Consider the following 15,588-nt stretch of genomic DNA (forward strand, 5'->3'; position numbering starts at 1 on the left):
AACCTGCCCGTAGGGGATCTCCCCCATGCCGTCCCCGGCGCGGGACGGCTCCGGCCACCGGCTAGGCCGGGACGATGTTCACCAGCTTCGGCGCCCGCACGACGACCTTGCGGATGCCTGCGCCGTCCAGCGCGGCGACGACCCTCTCGTCGGCCAGGGCGACCTTCTCCAGCTCCTCGTCGGAGATGGCGGGAGAGACCTCCAGGCGCGCCTTGACCTTGCCCTTGATCTGCACGACGCAGGTCACGGACTCGTCCACGACGTACGCCGGGTCGGCGACGGGGAAGTCCTGGTGGACGACCGAGTCGGAGTGGCCCAGCTTGCGCCACAGCTCCTCGGCGATGTGCGGGGCCAGCGGCGCGATCAGCAGCACCAGGCGCTCGGCGACCGAGCGCGGCACCGGTCCCGCGGCCTTGGTCAGGTGGTTGTTCAGCTCGGTGATCTTGGCGATGGCGGTGTTGAACCGCATGCCGTCCAGGTCCTGGCGCACGCCGTCGATCGCCTTGTGCAGGGCGCGCAGGGTCGCCTCGTCGATGTCACCCTCGGCGACGTCGACGGCGGTGACCTCACCGGTCGACTCGTCGATGATCAGACGCCACAGCCGCTGCAGCAGGCGGTACTGGCCGACGACCGCGCGGGTGTCCCAGGGGCGGGAGACGTCCAGGGGGCCCATCGCCATCTCGTACAGGCGCAGGGTGTCCGCGCCGTACTCGTCGCAGATCTCGTCGGGGGTGACGGCGTTCTTCAGGGACTTGCCCATCTTGCCCAGCTCGCGCTTGACCGGCTCGCCCTCGAAGAAGAAGGCTCCGTCGCGCTCCTCGACCGCGGTCGCGGGCACCGGGAAGCCGCGGCTGTCCCGGTAGACGTAGGCCTGGATCATGCCCTGGTTGTACAGCTTGTGGAACGGCTCGGCCGAGGAGATGTGCCCCAGGTCGAACAGGACCTTGGACCAGAAGCGCGCGTACAGCAGGTGCAGGACGGCGTGTTCGGCGCCGCCCACGTACAGGTCGACGCCGCCGGTCGGCTGCCCCTCGCGCGGGCCCATCCAGTACTGCTCGACGGCCGGGTCGACCAGGCGCTTGTCGTTGTGGGGGTCCAGGTAGCGCAGCTCGTACCAGCAGGAACCGGCCCAGTTGGGCATGGTGTTGGTCTCGCGGCGGTACTTCTTGGGGCCGTCGCCCAGGTCCAGCGTGACGTTGACCCAGTCCTCGTTGCGGGACAGGGGCGTCTCCGGGGAGGTGTCCGCGTCGTCCGGGTCGAAGGTGCGCGGGGAGTAGTCCTCGACCTCCGGCAGCTCCAGGGGCAGCATGGACTCGGGCAGCGAGTGGGCGACGCCGTCCTCGTCGTAGACGATCGGGAAGGGCTCGCCCCAGTAGCGCTGGCGGCTGAACAGCCAGTCGCGCAGACGGAAGTTGACGGTGCCCTCGCCGATGCCGCGCGTGGCCAGCCAGCCGGTGATGCGGGCCTTGCCCCCGGTGACGTCCAGGCCGTCCAGGGAGATCTCCTGGTTCGCGGAGTTGATCAGCTTCGCCTCGTAGGAGGAGAAGGCGTCGTCCCACGTGGCGGTGTCGGTGCCGCGGCCGTCCGACGGCTCGACCACGCAGCGCATCGGCAGGCCGAACGCGCGCGCGAAGGCGAAGTCGCGGCTGTCGTGGGCGGGGACGGCCATGATCGCGCCGGTGCCGTAGCCCATCAGTACGTAGTCGGCGATGAAGACCGGGACCTGCTCGCCGCTGACCGGGTTGGTGGCGTAGACGCCGGTGAAGACGCCGGTCTTCTCCTTGGCGTCGGCCTGGCGCTCGACGTCGGACTTGGCGGCGGCGCTCGCGCGGTACGCGGTGACGGCCTCGGCGGGCGTGGCGTGGCCGCCGGTCCAGTTCTCGTGGGTGCCCTCGGGCCAGGCGGCGGGCACGATCTTGTCGACCAGGTCGTGCTCGGGCGCCAGGACCATGTAGGTGGCGCCGAACAGGGTGTCCTGGCGGGTGGTGAAGACGGTGATGGCCTCGCCCTCGGTCCCCACGGGGAAGTCCACGCGGGCGCCCTCGGAGCGGCCGATCCAGTTGCGCTGCTGCAGCTTGATGGCCTCGGGCCAGTCCAGCGCGTCCAGGTCGTCCAGCAGGCGGTCGGCGTAGGCGGTGATGCGCATGTTCCACTGGCGCAGCTTGGCCTTGAAGACGGGGAAGTTGCCGCGCTCGGAGCGGCCGTCGGCGGTGACCTCTTCGTTGGCCAGGACGGTGCCCAGGCCGGGGCACCAGTTGACGGGCGCGTCCGAGGCGTAGGCCAGGCGGTACTCGCCCAGCACCTCCGCGCGCTCCGCGGCGTCCAGCTCGCTCCACGCGCGCGTGGTGCCCGGTACGGGGCGCTCACCGCTCGCGAACTGCGCGACCAGGTCGGCGATCGGGCGGGCCCTCTTGGCGTCGGCGTCGTACCAGGAGTTGAAGATCTGGACGAAGATCCACTGGGTCCACTTGTAGTACTCGGGGTCGATCGACGCGAACGACCGCCTCTTGTCGTGGCCCAGGCCCAGCGCGCGCAGCTGGTTCTTCATGTTCGCGATGTTGGCCTCGGTGGAGACCCGCGGGTGGGTGCCCGTCTGCACGGCGTACTGCTCGGCGGGCAGGCCGAAGGCGTCGAAGCCCAGGGTGTGCAGGACGTTGTGGCCGGTCATGCGCTGGAAGCGGGCGAAGACGTCCGTGGCGATGTAGCCCAGCGGGTGGCCGACGTGCAGGCCCGCACCCGAGGGGTACGGGAACATGTCCATGATGAACTTCTTGGGCTTGGCGACCAGCGCGGCCTCCGCCTCGTCCCGCGCGGCCATGTCACCGCTGGGGTTCGGCGCCTCGTAGGTGCCCTCGGCGTCCCAGAAGTCCTGCCAGCGTGCCTCGATCTCAGCGGCCAGGGCGGCCGTGTAGCGGTGCGGCGCGGCCACCTCGGAGGCGGCAGCAGAATTCGTCTCGCTCATGATCCTCAAAGCTCCATCGATCGTCTCTGCCTGCGGAATTGACCGTGCGGGTCAAATAAAAATGCCCCTCGCACAGGAGGGGACGCCGCGCCGATTCCGACCGCGGTTCACCGGCGGTCGGGACTGATCAGCGCGGCCCGCTAAGCAGAAGGCGTACGGCACGCATGGCGTCAGGGTACCGCAGCACTCACGCGCCTCGCGACGAGCTTCCCGGCGCGGGCCTCCAGCCCTGCGCCGCCACCCTTGGCCAAGGGTTACTCGGCGTACCGCCCAGTATCGGGGCAACACCAAGAGCGGACAGCGCTTTGATAACGACGCAATAACTCAAACCTCGTACCCACCGGTATGGAGCGACTTAGCATGCGGCGGGAACCGAACATTTCGGAGCCGCCCCCATGAACCCTCTGCACCCTCATCGTCGGAGCCGTGTTCTCGCCGCCGGCGCCCTGCTCCTGATACCCCTGCCCGTCTTCGCGGGCAGCGACGGTTTCCGCGTCGCCCTCGACTTCACGACCGGCGTCCTGTGCCTGGTCTCCCTCACCGCGTCCGTGGTCTGGGGCCTGGTCGCCTCCGACCGCCTCTTCCTCCGCTCGCGCCAGCGGCTGCTCGCCCAGGCCGTCCACCGCGCCACCGCGGTCGCCTCGGTGGGCTTCCTGCTGCTGCACGGCACCGTCAAGGTCGCACTCGACCACGTGTCGCTCGTCGGCGCCCTGGTGCCCTTCGGGCTCGGTGCCGGCGGCAGCGCCGGACTGATCGGCCTCGGCTCGCTCGCGGGCCTCCTCATGGTGGCCGCCGGCGTCACGGGAGCCTTGCGGAGCGCGTTCGCCTCCCCCGCGGGAGTCGCGTCGCGCTGGCGGGCGCTGCACATGCTGGCCTACCCCGCCTGGTGCGCCGCCCTCGTGCACGGCCTGTACGCGGGCCGCCAGCCGAAGCCCTGGGTGGTCGCCCTGTACTGCCTGTGCCTGATCGCGGTCGCCGGAGCCGTGGCCCTGCGGGCCGCGCCGCCACCGGTCAAGCGGAAGGTCGCCGCCCGCGTCCTGGCCCTGCTTCAACCGGGCGAGGGGCCGCGCCCCGGAAAACGGGCTCCCGCGCGGGACACCGTTTCCACTCCACTGCCGGGCACGGCCACCGACGCCGCCGCACCGGACCCCGGCCCCGTGACCGGCATCTCCGCGGCCTACCGCGCGCTCGCCACCACGCCACCCCCGCACCCGCCGGGTCCCCCGCCCCGCGCCGAACCCGCCGACCGCTGGCCCACGCCGTCGCCGCCCCCGCCCGTCGAGTCCCCCTATGCGGCGCCCCGGCCCGTCCACGACACCGCGCCCCAGGCCGTGTACGGCCCCCACGACCCCTACGACAGTGGCTCCGCCACCGAGCCGCTGCCCGGGCCCTTCCAGGCCCCCGGCTCGGGTGAGCCATGGAACGCCGCCACCGGAGGCCACCCGTGAACGCGTCGCTGCCCGACGTCCCCGAGGTCCGCGTCGTCGGCCTCCCCCTGCTCACGTCAGGCTTCGACCTGGTCGAACGCCTGGATCTGACGATGCACCTGAAGGTGCACGGGCCCCTCGAAGCGATGGCGGGCGAGGCGCTGGCCGGACTCGCCGAGCAGATCGAGCTGCGCGGCAGGGGCGGCGCGGGCTTCCCCTTCGCGCGCAAGCTGCGCTCCGTCGCGGAGGCGGCGATACGTCGCGGCGTGCGCCCCGTGGTCGTCGTCAACGGCAGCGAGGACGAGCCGGCCTGCCGCAAGGACACCGTCCTGATCAACCGTGCCCCGCACCTCGTCCTGGACGGCGCCCTGCTCGCCGCCGAGGCCCTCGGCGCCCGCACGCTCGTCATCGGCGTGACCCGCGACTCGACCGAGGCCTCGATGCGCACCGCCCTCGCCGAGCGCGGCCTGCGCAACCGCCGCGGCGCCGCCCTACGCGCGCGTGTCCAGCGCAATCCGGTGCGCATGGTCACCGGGGAGTCGTCCGCGCTGGTCCGCTCCGCAGACGGCGGGCCCCCGCGGCCGCCCGGCCGCAAGGCGCGCACCTCCGACTCCGGAGTGGGCGGCGCCCCCACGCTGCTCTCCAACGCCGAGACGTTCGCCCAGCTCGCCGTCGCCGCGCGGATCGGCGCGGACCGCTACTGCCGCACCGGCCTGCGCGACGAGCCCGGCACGGTTCTGCTGACCCTCTCCGGAGCGGTGGCGCGGCCGATGGTCGTCGAGGTGCCCACCGGCGTACCGCTGCGGTACGTGCTCCAGCTCGCCGGCGCCCCCGCGCTGCCCCAGGGCGTCCTCACGGGCGGTTACCACGGCAAGTGGCTCGACAGCGTCACCGCGCACGGGGCGGTCGTCTCCCGGGCCGCCCTGGACGCCTGCGGGGGTGCGCTCGGGGCGGGGGCGATCCTGCCGATCGACGGGTCCACCTGCCCGCTGGGCGAGTCGTTGCGCGTCGCGCACTGGCTTGCCGGGGAGAGCGCGGGGCAGTGCGGGCCCTGCTATCTCGGCCTGCCGGCGGCGGCACGGGGCCTCGCGGACGTCCTCGACGGAGGCGGCCCGACCGCCCTGGAGGCGCTGCGCGAGGTGACCGGGGCCGTGAAGCGGCGCGGCGCCTGCAAGCACCCGGACGGCACGGCCGCCTTCCTGGAGTCGACGATCGCGGCGTTCACCGACGACCTGGCGGCACACGTACTCGGCGGCGGCTGCGGCCGTCCCGTACAGGGCGTCCTGCCCCTCCAGGCGGAGGCCACGCGCGGTGCGGCGCCCAGCGGCCGCAGGCTGGCGGTCGACTGGACGCTCTGCCAGGGCCACGGGCTGTGCGCGGACATCGTCCCCGAGCTGCTCCAGCTCGGCCCCGACGGCTTCCCCTCGGTGGCGAAGGCCGCCGTACCGCGCTACTCCGAGGCGCGTGCCGCGCGCGCGGTGCGGCGCTGTCCCGCGCTGGCCCTGCGCATCGAGGAGGACCCGAAGGCGGCACCGGAGCAGCGTCCCGCGCCGCCCGCGGCGCTGCCGCCCGGCCGGGGACGCAGGGCGCTCGGCAGCGGAAGGCCGTGACACGCAGGGCCACGCCCACGAGGACGGCAACAAGGACGGCAGCAAGAACGCCAAGGATGACGACACAGAAGAAGCGGGCCACCCGATCCGGGTGACCCGCTTCCATCTGCTGTGGAGCTAAGGAGAATTGAACTCCTGACCTCCTGCATGCCATGCAGGCGCTCTACCAACTGAGCTATAGCCCCTTGCTTGTCCGCCCGGTTTCCCCGGCGGCTCCGCCAACATTACACGGTCATACCCGTGCTCCACCAAATCGTTTCCGTTCTGCACCGGTACAGCCCGATACGGCCGGTACTGTCAGCCCCCGTGACCGTGATCGCGCTCGCCGCCACCACCCGCCGCCGCGTACCCGCGGCCACCGGGTTCTGCCTGCTCTCCTTCACGGCCTTCTGGCTCGCCCAGCGTGCCGCCGACGTCTCGATGATCGACCTGATGGTCTACCGGGCCGAGGGCGAGACCGTACGCGCGGGAGGCGACCTCTACGCGCTGCGCACCACCGAGGCGCACCTGCCCACCACCTACCCCCCGTTCGCCGCGCTCCTCTTCACGCCGCTCACGCTCCTGGACGTGCCGGACATACGCGTTCTCACGACGCTGGGGAACCTTCTCCTGCTGGTGGTCTTCGTGGCGCTCTCCCTGCGGCTCATCGGCGGGGACGCACCTCACGCGCGCGTGCGGACCGCTCTGGGGCTCTCCGCGCTCGCCGTCTGGTGCGAGCCGGTGTGGACGACGCTGCGCTACGGACAGATCAACCTGCTGCTCGGCGTCCTCGTCCTGTGGGACCTCTCCCGGCGCCCCGGCCACCGCTGGGCCGGTGCGGGCATCGGGATCGCCGCGGCGATCAAGCTCACGCCCGCGCTCTTCGCCGTGTTCCTGCTCGTGACCGGGGCCGCCGAGGCCCTGCGGCGCGGCCCGTGGCGGCCCGCCGTGCGGCACGCGTGCGTGGCGGCCGTCTCGTTCTTCGGGGCGACGCTCCTGGCGGCCGCCGTACTGCCCCGCGACTCGTGGCGCTTCTGGACCCGCATGGTCTTCGAGGCGGGCCGGGTCGGCCTGCCGGAGGACACCGCGAACCAGTCGCTGCGCGGTGTCCTCTCCCGGCTGCTGCACACCGCCGAACCGGGCCTGTGGTGGGCGGCGGCCGCCGCGGCGACCGGCGTGTGCGGTATCGCGACCGCGGTGGCGGCGGCGCTGCGCGGGGAGCGGGCGTGGGCCGCGCTCTCCTGCGCGCTGACGGCGCTCCTGGTGAGCCCGGTGTCCTGGTCGCACCACTGGGTGTGGTGCGTGCCGATGCTGCTGCTCCTGGGCTCCGAAGCGGTGCGGCGGGGCGGTCGGGGGCGCTGGGCGGTGACCGGGGGCGCCGTGCTGGTCTTCGTCTCGTACGCCCTGTGGTGGGTGCCGCACGGTGCGGGACGGCTCGAACTCGGCCAGAACTATGGCCAAATGCTGCTGTCCGCCCTCTACGTGGTGACCGCTTTCGGGTTCCTGCTGATCGCGGTCAGGCGGTGGCGAACGAGTAGAACCGCTTGAGGGTGCAGTGTTCGTCGAGCAGCCGGCCGTAGATCGGCTCCCCTTCGAGCTCGCGGTAGGTCTCGATGGGGTCGCCTTTTATGATCAGCGCCCTGGCGCATTCCTCGCACCAGTACTGGTACTCGTCGTTGACCGGTTCCATGTCGCGGACGATCGGCGTGCCGCTGTCACACCAGTCGCATTTCCGCCTGTGCGCACCCATCGATCAGCTCCAGCTGTGGCCGCATGCGGTGCACACGTACGAGACTCCGCCGTTGTCACCGAGCACTTGGGCGACGTGGGACGAGCCGCAGGAAGGGCAGTTGAGGAGCGTGCAGCGCCCGGCACGTTCTCGCATCGCCGCCTCGTCGGAGGGGTGGTCGGCCTCTCCGATGATGCTCGCGGGCATCGCGCTCTCCCTCCCGTCGGGCTGTGTCCCCTTCCGGCCGTCCGATTCTGCCACGGCCCGGGCGAGACGGTCAGCGACGCAGTCGTACCAGTCCGGACACGGCGCCCAGTGCGGCCACCGAGGCGAGCGCGTACGCGCACACCAGGAGCGCGTCCGCGGATGAATACGCCCCGGGGGCCCCGGCCGACTCCAGCCGGTGCAGGAAAAGCGCTCCGAAACAGGCGACTCCGGTCAACTGGCCGAGCTGGGTGACCGTCGCGAGCAGGCCGCTGGCGTCCGCCGCGTCCTCGGCGCGGACCGTCGCGAGCGCCCGGGTCAGCGTCGGGCCGAAGCCGAGGGAGAGCCCGGCGCCCACGCCGACGAACGCCACGTACAGCCATGGTCCGCCGTCGCCGCCGTCCCGCAGCAGCAGCCCCACGGCGGCCGTCGCCACCGCGGTCAGCGCGAAGCCGCCGGGGATCAGCGCCCGTTGCAGCGGCTGCGGCCAGCGCCGCCACGTCAGTCCCACCGCGCCGAAGACGGCGGCGGTCGGCCCGAAGGTGAGCCCGGACCGCAGCGCGCTGTACCCGAGGCCGTCCTGGACATGGAGGGTGACCGCGAAGAGGAAGCCCGCGTTGACGGCCATCACGGCGGTGATGCGGAAGACGGCGAGGCCCATCCCGGGCGACCGCAGGAGCCGCGGCGCGATGAGCGGCGCCCCGCCCCGCCGGGCGAGAAGGGACTCGTACGCGCAGAACAGGGCGAAGAAGACCACCGCGGCGGCCAGCGAGAGCCAGGACCACAGGGGCCAGCCCTCCTGCTGTCCGAGGACCAGCGGCACGGTGAAGAGCGAGACCGCGGCGCCGAGCAGTACGAGGCCGGGCAGGTCGAGTCCGCGCGCCCGGCCCGCCGCGAGCTCCGCGGCGTCGTCGCGCGGCAGCACGCGGTACGCGAGGGCGAGCAGGACCACGCCGACCGGCACGTTCACCAGGAAGACCGGCCGCCAGCCGGCGCCGAACAGGTCGGCGCTGACGAGGACGCCGCCGAGCACCTGCCCCGCGGCGGCGCCGGTGGCGAGGACGGCCGAGTACGCCCCGAGCGCCTTGACCCGTGCCTCGCCCGCGAAGTTGCGCTGGATCAGGCTGAGCACCTGCGGGATGAGGACCGCGGAGCCCGCCCCTTGCAGCAGCCGGAAGGCGACCAACTCCCCCGTCCCCTGGGCCAGTCCGCAGGCCAGCGAGGCGACGGTGAAGACGGCGAGGCCGAAGAGGTAGACCCGCCGGTGCCCCAGGCGGTCGCCGAGCCGGGCGCCGGTGATGAGCAGGACGGCGTACGTGATGGTGTAACCGGCGATCACGAGCTGCAACCCGGCGCCGGACGCGTGCAGTTCGGACTGGATGGTCGGCGCGGCGACGTTGACGATGAACGCGTCGAGCAGCGCCATGAACTGGGCGGCCAGCGCGACCGCGAGCAGCCGCCCGCGCCGATTGTCAGTGCCGGGGGCTTTACTGGTCGTGCGAGTTGATCCGGTGGCTGGACCGGGAGTCGGGCCGGTGGCAGGGGCGGGTGAGGTGGTCGTCATGCCGTCGAGCGTGCGGGCGATCCGGTACGGGTAACGAGAGCCCGCCGATGCTGGTACTGACAGCACCTGGCAGGGGGCGCGAGGGGCGCGGACGATGGGGGACGTGACGACGATGACGACGACGCGGGAGTGGACGCGGGGATCTCAGGGGCAGGCGGAGGGCCATCCGCCGAGGTCCCAGCGGCGCCGGCCGGAGCTGGCCGCCTTCCTGCGCGGGCGCAGGGCCCGGGTGACCCCGGCCGATGTCGGGATGCCCCCGGGGCTGCGCCGCCGGACGCCGGGGCTGCGGCGCGAGGAGGTCGCCCAGCTCTCCGGGGTGGGCGTCACCTGGTACACGTGGCTGGAGCAGGGCCGCCCGATCAACGCGTCACCGCAGGTGCTGGACGCCGTGGCGCGCACGCTGCGCCTGGACCGGCCGGAGCGCGAGCATCTGTACCACCTGGCCGAGGTGCCGTACGAGCCCGACACCGAGGCCGTGGTGGCCGCGGTGGGCCCGGAGGTGCAGGGCATCATCGACGCGATGGACCCGCTCCCCGCGGTGGTCTACAACGCGCGGTACGACATCCTGGCCACCAACCCCGCCTACCGCGACCTCTTCTCGATACCGCGGGGCACCGACGCGGGCGTCCCGAACGTGCTGTGGTCGCTGTTCACCGTCCCCGAGGTGGTGTGCCCGCTGGTCTTCCGCGACTCGGAGCTGCCGGTGATGGTGGCGACCCTGCGCAACGCGTACGGCAGGCACGTGGGCGAGCCCGAGTGGGAGGGCTTCGTCCACCGGCTGTCCGCCGCGAGCCCGTACTTCGCCGAGCTGTGGGCCAGCGGGAACGTGATCACGCCCGGCCCCCGGGTGAAGACGTTCCGGCACAAGGCGATAGGCGAGCTGCGCATGACCTCGGTCTCGCTGAGCATCAACGGCATGCCGGAGTGCCGGATCGTCGTCTACACCCCGGACGACGAGGAGAGCGGGCGCCAGACCATGCAACTGCACGCACGGAGGCTGAGCGCGTGAGGGGACCAGAGCTCGGCGGGACCCGAGCTGGACACGAGACCCGCGCTGGACGAGGCCCGCGCTGGATGTAGCCCGTGCTCGAAGAGACTCATGCTCGAAGAAGACAGGACATGAAGAAGACAGGAGCAGAAAGGAGACCGGGACAGGAAGAAGACCGGAGCATGAAGAGGAGCGGGGCATGAAAAATCCCGCCCCCTGACGGGGACGGGATCTTCGGGACTGTGGAGCTAAGGAGAATTGAACTCCTGACCTCCTGCATGCCATGCAGGCGCTCTACCAACTGAGCTATAGCCCCTTGCGTTCTTCCCGCTCGGCGGGCGAACAAGAAGAACTTTAGCCTGCGACCAGCCGGAATGTGAAATCCGGGTGCCGGTGCCCGCCGAGAGCCGCCCGGCCGGCGCCACGGGCGCTCAGTCGTCGTCGCCGAGCACCGGTTCCGGCAGCGTGCCGGCGTTGTGCTCCAGCAGGCGCCAGCCGCGCGCGCCCTGGCCGAGGACCGACCAGCAGCAGTTGGACAGACCCCCGAGCCCCTCCCAGTGGTGGGACTCCAGACCGAGGAGGCGACCGATGGTGGTGCGGATGGTGCCGCCGTGGCTGACGACGACCAGCGTGCCGTTGTCCGGCAGCTTCTCGGCGTGGCGCAGGACGATCGGCGCGGCCCGGTCGGCGACCTCGGTCTCCAGCTCGCCGCCGCCGCGGCGCACCGCCTCGCCGCGCTTCCACGCGTCGTACTGGTCGCCGAAGCGGGCGATGATCTCGTCGTGGGTCAGGCCCTGCCACTCGCCCGCATACGTCTCCCGCAGGCCCTCCTCGTGTGTGACCTGGAGGCCCGTGACGGCTGCGAGCTCGCCCGCCGTGGCCGCCGCCCGCTTCAGGTCGGAGGCCACGATGGCGTCCGGCTTCAGGGAGGCGAGCAGCCGGGCCGCGCGCTTGGCCTGGGCCATGCCCGTCTCGGTCAGCTCGATGTCCGTGGAGCCCTGGAAGCGGCGCTCAAGGTTCCAGGACGTCTGGCCGTGCCGCCACAGGATGATCCGGCAGCCCCGGTTGGTCACCGGAGCTCACCGTCCAGATCAGCCTCCTCGGCGGCCCGCTGCTCGGCGTGCTCCGCGGCCTTGCCGCGGGTCGCCACGGCGTCCTCGGGCAGCTCGATCTCGGGGCAGTCCTTCCACAGGCGCTCAAGGGCGTAGAAGACACGCTCCTCGCTGTGCTGGACGTGCACCACGATGTCCACGTAGTCGAGGAGGATCCAGCGGGCGTCGCGGTCGCCCTCGCGGCGGACCGGCTTGGCGCCGAGCCGCTTGTTCAGCTGTTCCTCGATCTCGTCGACGATCGACTTGACCTGGCGGTCGTTGGGCGCGGAGGCGAGCAGGAAGGCGTCGGTGATCGACAGCACGTCGCTGACGTCGTACGCGATGATGTCGTGCGCGAGCTTGTCGGCAGCCGCCTGGGCGGCGACGTTGATGAGCTCGATGGAGCGGTCCGTGGCGGTCACTGGTGAGCTTTCCTTCAGATGGTCAAGACAGCTCAAGGGTCTCACGGACCGCCGGTGGAGCCCCAGACGATTACGTCACGGCTCCGCCGGCCCCCGCCTCCGATGGCTCCGACCCCGTTCGGGCCCGGCTCCGCCGGCCGGTCCTCACTTGTCCTCTCTGGTCCTCACTTCGGTCCTCACTTCGCTTCGTAGTCCTGGCCGAGCACCACGGAGACATCGGCGTTCGCCGTCGTCTTGCCCTTGGTGACCGCGCTCGTCGGCAGGCCGAGGGTCTTGGCGACCTCGGTGGCCTGCGACTTCTTGGCCGCGTCGGCGTAGATGACCTGCGAGGTGGGGGTCGCGGAGCCGGTGCCGCCGTCGACGAAGGCGTAGCCGCCGTTGACCAGGGCGACCCGGGCGTCCTGGGCCGTGCCCTTGCTCCCCGAGGCGTTCTTGACGCCGACGCGCACGGCCGCGCCCTGCTCGGGGCTCTTCGCCGCACCGCCGAGGATGTCCTTGACCACGCTGTCGCCGGCCTGCTCGGTCAGCGTGCCGTCCTGCCGCACCGGGAGGAGCGTCGTCTTGTAGTCGCCGCCCTTGGCGCGGTCGGCGAGCTTGGCCAGGAAGGCGCCGAGGTCCTTCTCCTTGAGCGACGGATCGAGGATCTGCGCGAGCGACTCGACGGTGGTGGTGGCCGCCTGCGGGTCGGACGACAGCTTGCGCAGGACTCCCTGCATGACCTGGCCGAAGCGGTCGAGCTGCGCGGTCTCGCTCTCGCCCGCGGCGCGGTGGGTGGCGTAGGCGACGGCCATCGGGCCGCTGAGGGTCTGCTGCTCGCCCTTCCGGACCAGCGGGGCCTCGCCCTTCTCGGCCTTGGGGTCGGGCACGTCGGTGTCGGTGTCGATGTCGATGTTTCCGACGAGTTCGACGAGGTTCTGCAGGTACGGGGTGTCCAGCCGCCAGGTTCCCTCGACCTCGGTGCCGAGGGCCGTGTCGATGGCCTCCCGGGTGCCGGTCGAGCCGTCGTCGTCGACGGACTTGCCGAGCGTCGTCGCCGAGCCGTTGTCGTCGGAGACGGCGAGGGTGTTCGGGATCAGTACGGTCGCGCCCTGGCCGGTGGTGGCGTTGTCGACCAGGAGCGCGGTGGAGGTATCGCCGCCTTTGGTGTCGTGCAGGTGGACGACGACCACGTCACGCTTCTGCGGGCCGCCCGCCGCCGCGGCGCCGCCCTCGTCGCCGGACTGGCCGGGCAGCTTGCCCGCGAACCAGAGGTAGCCGACGCCGCCCGCGATCACCAGTGCGAGGGCCACGGCGAGCGCGACGACGCGGGAGCGCCCACGCCGCTTGGCCTCCTCGCGCCGCTCGGTGCGGCTCTCGGTGAACTTCAGCCAGTCGATGACGTCCTCGGAGTCCTCGTCCGGCTCCTCGATGAACGAGAACTGCTCGGTCTTGTACTCGGGCTCCGGCCGACGCGGGGCGGGAACCGTCTCCTGGGCGGGCCCGGCCCCGGTCCCGGGATCGGCCACGCCCACGCCCTCGCCCTCGGCGGCACCCCGCGCCGCCCGGCGGGACCGACGGGTCTGCTGGGGCTGCTGGGGCTCCGGGGCCTGGTGTGACTGCTGAGGCCGCGACGTCTGCTGCGACTGCGGGGTCTGGAGAGGCTGCGACGTCTGGAAGGGCTGCGGGGCCTGCTCAGGCTGGGCCTGAGGCGACGGAGGCTCCGGCGCTTGCTGCTGCTGCGGAATCCACCCGGCATCCTGCGTCACGCCGGTGCCGTACGCGGACCCAGCAGCCTCCGCCGCCCCGGCAGCCGCGCTCGCCCCGCCCGCCACGGCCACCCCGCTCGCCCCGGCAGCCCCGGCAGCCCCGGCAGCCCCGGCACCGTAGGCGTCATACGCCCCCGCGCCGTAACCGTTCGCGCCGTAACCGTTCGCGTCGTAACCGTTCGCCGCGTAGCCATCAGTGCCGTAGCCATCAGCGCCATACCCGTCAGCGCCGTAGCCGTTCGCGGCGTAACCCTGCTGCTGCCCGCCCCCATAGGGGTCGTATCCGTACCCCTGGGGCTGCTGCTGGTACTGCGGAGCCTGCTGCTGATGGGGCTGCTGGGGCACCTGATCGTGGTGGGACTGCTGGGGCATCTGCTGGTACACCGGCCGCCCGTACTCGTCGTACCCGACGACCTGGTACTGATCGGCGGCGTACTCGCCCGGGTACTCGCCCGCATACGGGTCGCTGCCCGCATAAGGGTCGTACTGTCGGTCGTTCACCGGTGCCCCTCTCGGCTCATTCGCCGCGGTACAGCTCGCGCTTGTCGATATAACGCACCACGCCGTCGGGCACCAGATACCAGACGGGGTCGCCCTTGTGGACCCGCGCACGGCAGTCGGTGGACGAGATGGCCAGGGCGGGCACCTCCACCAGGGAGACGCCGCCCTTGGGGAGGCCGGGGTCGGTCAGCGTGTGGCCGGGCCGGGTCACCCCGATGAAATGCGCGAGGGAGAACAGCTCCTCCGTGTCCCGCCACGTGAGGATCTGGCCGAGCGCGTCCGCGCCCGTGATGAAGAAGAGGTCCGTGTCGGGGTTGAGGGCACGCAGGTCGCGCAGCGTGTCCGTGGTGTAGGTCGCGCCGCCGCGGTCGATGTCGATGCGGCTCACCGAGAACTGCGGGTTCTCGGCGGTCGCGATCACCGTCATCAGATAGCGGTCCTCGGCGGGGGACACCTGCTTGTCGCTCTTCTGCCACGGCTGCCCGGTCGGCACGAACACCACCTCGTCGAGGTGGAACTGCGCGGCGACCTCACTGGCCGCCACCAGGTGTCCGTGGTGGATCGGGTCGAACGTGCCGCCCATGACGCCGAGGCGGCGCTTGCCGTTGCCTGCCGGACCGGTCGCCGGACCGGTAGGCATGTCCTGCTCTCCCATGCGTGCAGACCCTACCGGCCCCGCCGACGGGCCCGGTCAGGACGGTCCCCGTGCCGAGGCCCCGGGCAGGGCGGCTCAGCGGCCCCGCACGGGGAACGTGCTCAGCGGTCCCGGTTGAAGCGCGTGGTGATCCACAGGAGCAGCATCAGGGCGACGAAAGCGCCGCCGCCGGTCAGGAGGGGGCTCAGGCTTGCGTGCTCGCCGCCGTGCTCGCCGCCCTCGGAGGCGAGAGTGACCAGCTGGGCGGCGTTGGCGTGGAGGCTCATCTCAGGCAGGACCTATCCGGGGGAGGGATGGACATAAGGACTTCCGGGCCATCGTAAGCGTGGGCCCGGCTCCGGCTCACGCCGACTCAGCTGTTGGGGCCGTCGCCCCGGCCGTCATGGCCGTCGCCCCGGCTGTCGCGGTCACCGATACGGCTGTCGCCGCCACCGGTACGGCTGTCGTGATCACCGGTCCGGAGGCGGTGCTCGTCGGTCCGGAGGCCGTGATCATCGCTCCGGAGACCGTGCTCCTCGTCGGCGCCCCGGCGGTACCCGCGCAGCAGGAACCAGCCCGCGAGGACACAGCCGACGACCATGACGATCAGGACGATCCGCAGCAGGTTGCCCGGCCCCTGTTGCCCGGCGGCCTGGGCCGCCTCCGCGAGCCGGCCGGCCCCGGTGTGGTACTCCATGGAATCCATGGCCATGACGGATGACTCCTTCTGTG

The 15,588-nt window shown here is 72.0% G+C and carries 14 protein-coding genes and 2 tRNA genes; 4 read left to right on the top strand and 12 right to left on the bottom strand.

All coding sequences use genetic code 11. From position 1 onward, the window contains the following. Positions 1-61: 61 nt before the first annotated feature. Complete coding sequence (leuS, locus tag AB0I16_RS08430) at positions 62-2,962, bottom strand: leucine--tRNA ligase (protein ID WP_363248532.1); 2,901 nt, start codon at positions 2,960-2,962, stop codon at positions 62-64. A gap of 395 nt (positions 2,963-3,357) precedes the next feature. Between leuS and AB0I16_RS08435 the strand changes: the two genes are divergently transcribed. Continuing rightward, positions 3,358-4,410, top strand: coding sequence for a hypothetical protein (locus AB0I16_RS08435; protein ID WP_363248533.1), 1,053 nt, complete (start codon positions 3,358-3,360; stop codon positions 4,408-4,410). Then, positions 4,407-5,999, top strand: a complete 1,593-nt coding sequence (locus AB0I16_RS08440) for an NADH-ubiquinone oxidoreductase-F iron-sulfur binding region domain-containing protein (RefSeq protein WP_363248534.1) — start codon at positions 4,407-4,409, stop codon at positions 5,997-5,999. Before AB0I16_RS08435 ends, AB0I16_RS08440 begins: the two co-directional genes overlap by 4 nt. A 112-nt stretch (positions 6,000-6,111) precedes the next feature. Here the strand turns inward: AB0I16_RS08440 and AB0I16_RS08445 are convergent. Then, positions 6,112-6,184, bottom strand: a tRNA-Ala gene (locus AB0I16_RS08445). Between the two features lie 121 nt (positions 6,185-6,305). Here AB0I16_RS08445 and AB0I16_RS08450 point away from each other — a divergent pair. Next, on the top strand, positions 6,306-7,526 hold the full coding sequence (locus AB0I16_RS08450) for a glycosyltransferase 87 family protein (protein ID WP_363248535.1): 1,221 nt from the start codon (positions 6,306-6,308) through the stop codon (positions 7,524-7,526). Here the strand turns inward: AB0I16_RS08450 and AB0I16_RS08455 are convergent. From AB0I16_RS08455 to AB0I16_RS08465, 3 genes are all read right to left on the bottom strand, one after another. Further along, entirely contained in the window at positions 7,495-7,728 is a 234-nt protein-coding gene (locus AB0I16_RS08455; protein WP_062773809.1) for a hypothetical protein, read from the bottom strand. The two genes, AB0I16_RS08450 and AB0I16_RS08455, sit on opposite strands and share 32 nt — an antisense overlap. A gap of 3 nt (positions 7,729-7,731) precedes the next feature. Then, the gene (locus AB0I16_RS08460; RefSeq protein WP_363248536.1) at positions 7,732-7,914 is read right to left on the bottom strand and encodes a hypothetical protein; all 183 of its coding nucleotides are present in this window, start codon (positions 7,912-7,914) and stop codon (positions 7,732-7,734) included. Between the two features lie 70 nt (positions 7,915-7,984). After that, a complete protein-coding gene (locus AB0I16_RS08465; RefSeq protein ID WP_363248537.1) occupies positions 7,985-9,475 on the bottom strand; it encodes an MFS transporter in 1,491 nt (496 codons plus the stop codon). Positions 9,476-9,569: 94 nt separating this feature from the next. On the opposite strand from AB0I16_RS08465, the gene AB0I16_RS08470 reads away from it, so the two are divergent. Next, positions 9,570-10,484, top strand: coding sequence for a helix-turn-helix transcriptional regulator (locus AB0I16_RS08470; protein ID WP_363248538.1), 915 nt, complete (start codon positions 9,570-9,572; stop codon positions 10,482-10,484). Positions 10,485-10,706: 222 nt separating this feature from the next. Here the strand turns inward: AB0I16_RS08470 and AB0I16_RS08475 are convergent. The 7 genes from AB0I16_RS08475 to AB0I16_RS08505 all read right to left on the bottom strand — a co-directional run bounded on the left by AB0I16_RS08475 (position 10,707) and on the right by AB0I16_RS08505 (position 15,568). Then, positions 10,707-10,779: transfer RNA gene (locus AB0I16_RS08475), tRNA-Ala, on the bottom strand. Positions 10,780-10,894: 115 nt separating this feature from the next. Beyond that, positions 10,895-11,536: a histidine phosphatase family protein gene (locus AB0I16_RS08480; protein WP_363248539.1), complete on the bottom strand. Its 642-nt coding sequence runs from the start codon at positions 11,534-11,536 to the stop codon at positions 10,895-10,897. Beyond that, complete coding sequence (gene rsfS / locus AB0I16_RS08485; RefSeq protein WP_062773817.1) at positions 11,533-11,976, bottom strand: ribosome silencing factor; 444 nt, start codon at positions 11,974-11,976, stop codon at positions 11,533-11,535. The genes AB0I16_RS08480 and rsfS overlap by 4 nt, the downstream gene beginning before the upstream one ends. A gap of 176 nt (positions 11,977-12,152) precedes the next feature. Next, positions 12,153-14,222, bottom strand: coding sequence for an LCP family protein (locus AB0I16_RS08490; protein ID WP_363248540.1), 2,070 nt, complete (start codon positions 14,220-14,222; stop codon positions 12,153-12,155). Positions 14,223-14,238: 16 nt separating this feature from the next. Next, entirely contained in the window at positions 14,239-14,877 is a 639-nt protein-coding gene (gene nadD / locus AB0I16_RS08495) for a nicotinate-nucleotide adenylyltransferase (protein ID WP_062773822.1), read from the bottom strand. Between the two features lie 101 nt (positions 14,878-14,978). Further along, positions 14,979-15,143, bottom strand: a complete 165-nt coding sequence (locus AB0I16_RS08500) for a hypothetical protein (protein ID WP_363248541.1) — start codon at positions 15,141-15,143, stop codon at positions 14,979-14,981. Between the two features lie 86 nt (positions 15,144-15,229). Next, positions 15,230-15,568, bottom strand: coding sequence for a hypothetical protein (locus AB0I16_RS08505; RefSeq protein ID WP_363248605.1), 339 nt, complete (start codon positions 15,566-15,568; stop codon positions 15,230-15,232). Between the last annotated feature and the right edge of the window lie 20 nt (positions 15,569-15,588).

Origin of the sequence: Streptomyces sp. NPDC050703 (genome assembly GCF_040654435.1) — a bacterium.
Lineage (GTDB): Bacteria > Actinomycetota > Actinomycetes > Streptomycetales > Streptomycetaceae > Streptomyces.

Bases quoted from the DNA above. Each gene is read 5' to 3' on its own strand.
- leuS (WP_363248532.1), bottom strand. From the start codon at position 2,962: ATGAGCGAGACGAATTCTGCTGCCGCCTCCGAGGTGGCCGCGCCGCAC.
- AB0I16_RS08435 (WP_363248533.1), top strand. From the start codon at position 3,358: ATGAACCCTCTGCACCCTCATCGTCGGAGCCGTGTTCTCGCCGCCGGC.
- AB0I16_RS08455 (WP_062773809.1), bottom strand. From the start codon at position 7,728: ATGGGTGCGCACAGGCGGAAATGCGACTGGTGTGACAGCGGCACGCCG.
- AB0I16_RS08460 (WP_363248536.1), bottom strand. From the start codon at position 7,914: ATGCCCGCGAGCATCATCGGAGAGGCCGACCACCCCTCCGACGAGGCG.
- AB0I16_RS08465 (WP_363248537.1), bottom strand. From the start codon at position 9,475: ATGACGACCACCTCACCCGCCCCTGCCACCGGCCCGACTCCCGGTCCA.
- AB0I16_RS08470 (WP_363248538.1), top strand. From the start codon at position 9,570: ATGGGGGACGTGACGACGATGACGACGACGCGGGAGTGGACGCGGGGA.
- nadD (WP_062773822.1), bottom strand. From the start codon at position 14,877: ATGGGAGAGCAGGACATGCCTACCGGTCCGGCGACCGGTCCGGCAGGC.
- AB0I16_RS08500 (WP_363248541.1), bottom strand. From the start codon at position 15,143: ATGAGCCTCCACGCCAACGCCGCCCAGCTGGTCACTCTCGCCTCCGAG.
- AB0I16_RS08505 (WP_363248605.1), bottom strand. From the start codon at position 15,568: ATGGCCATGGATTCCATGGAGTACCACACCGGGGCCGGCCGGCTCGCG.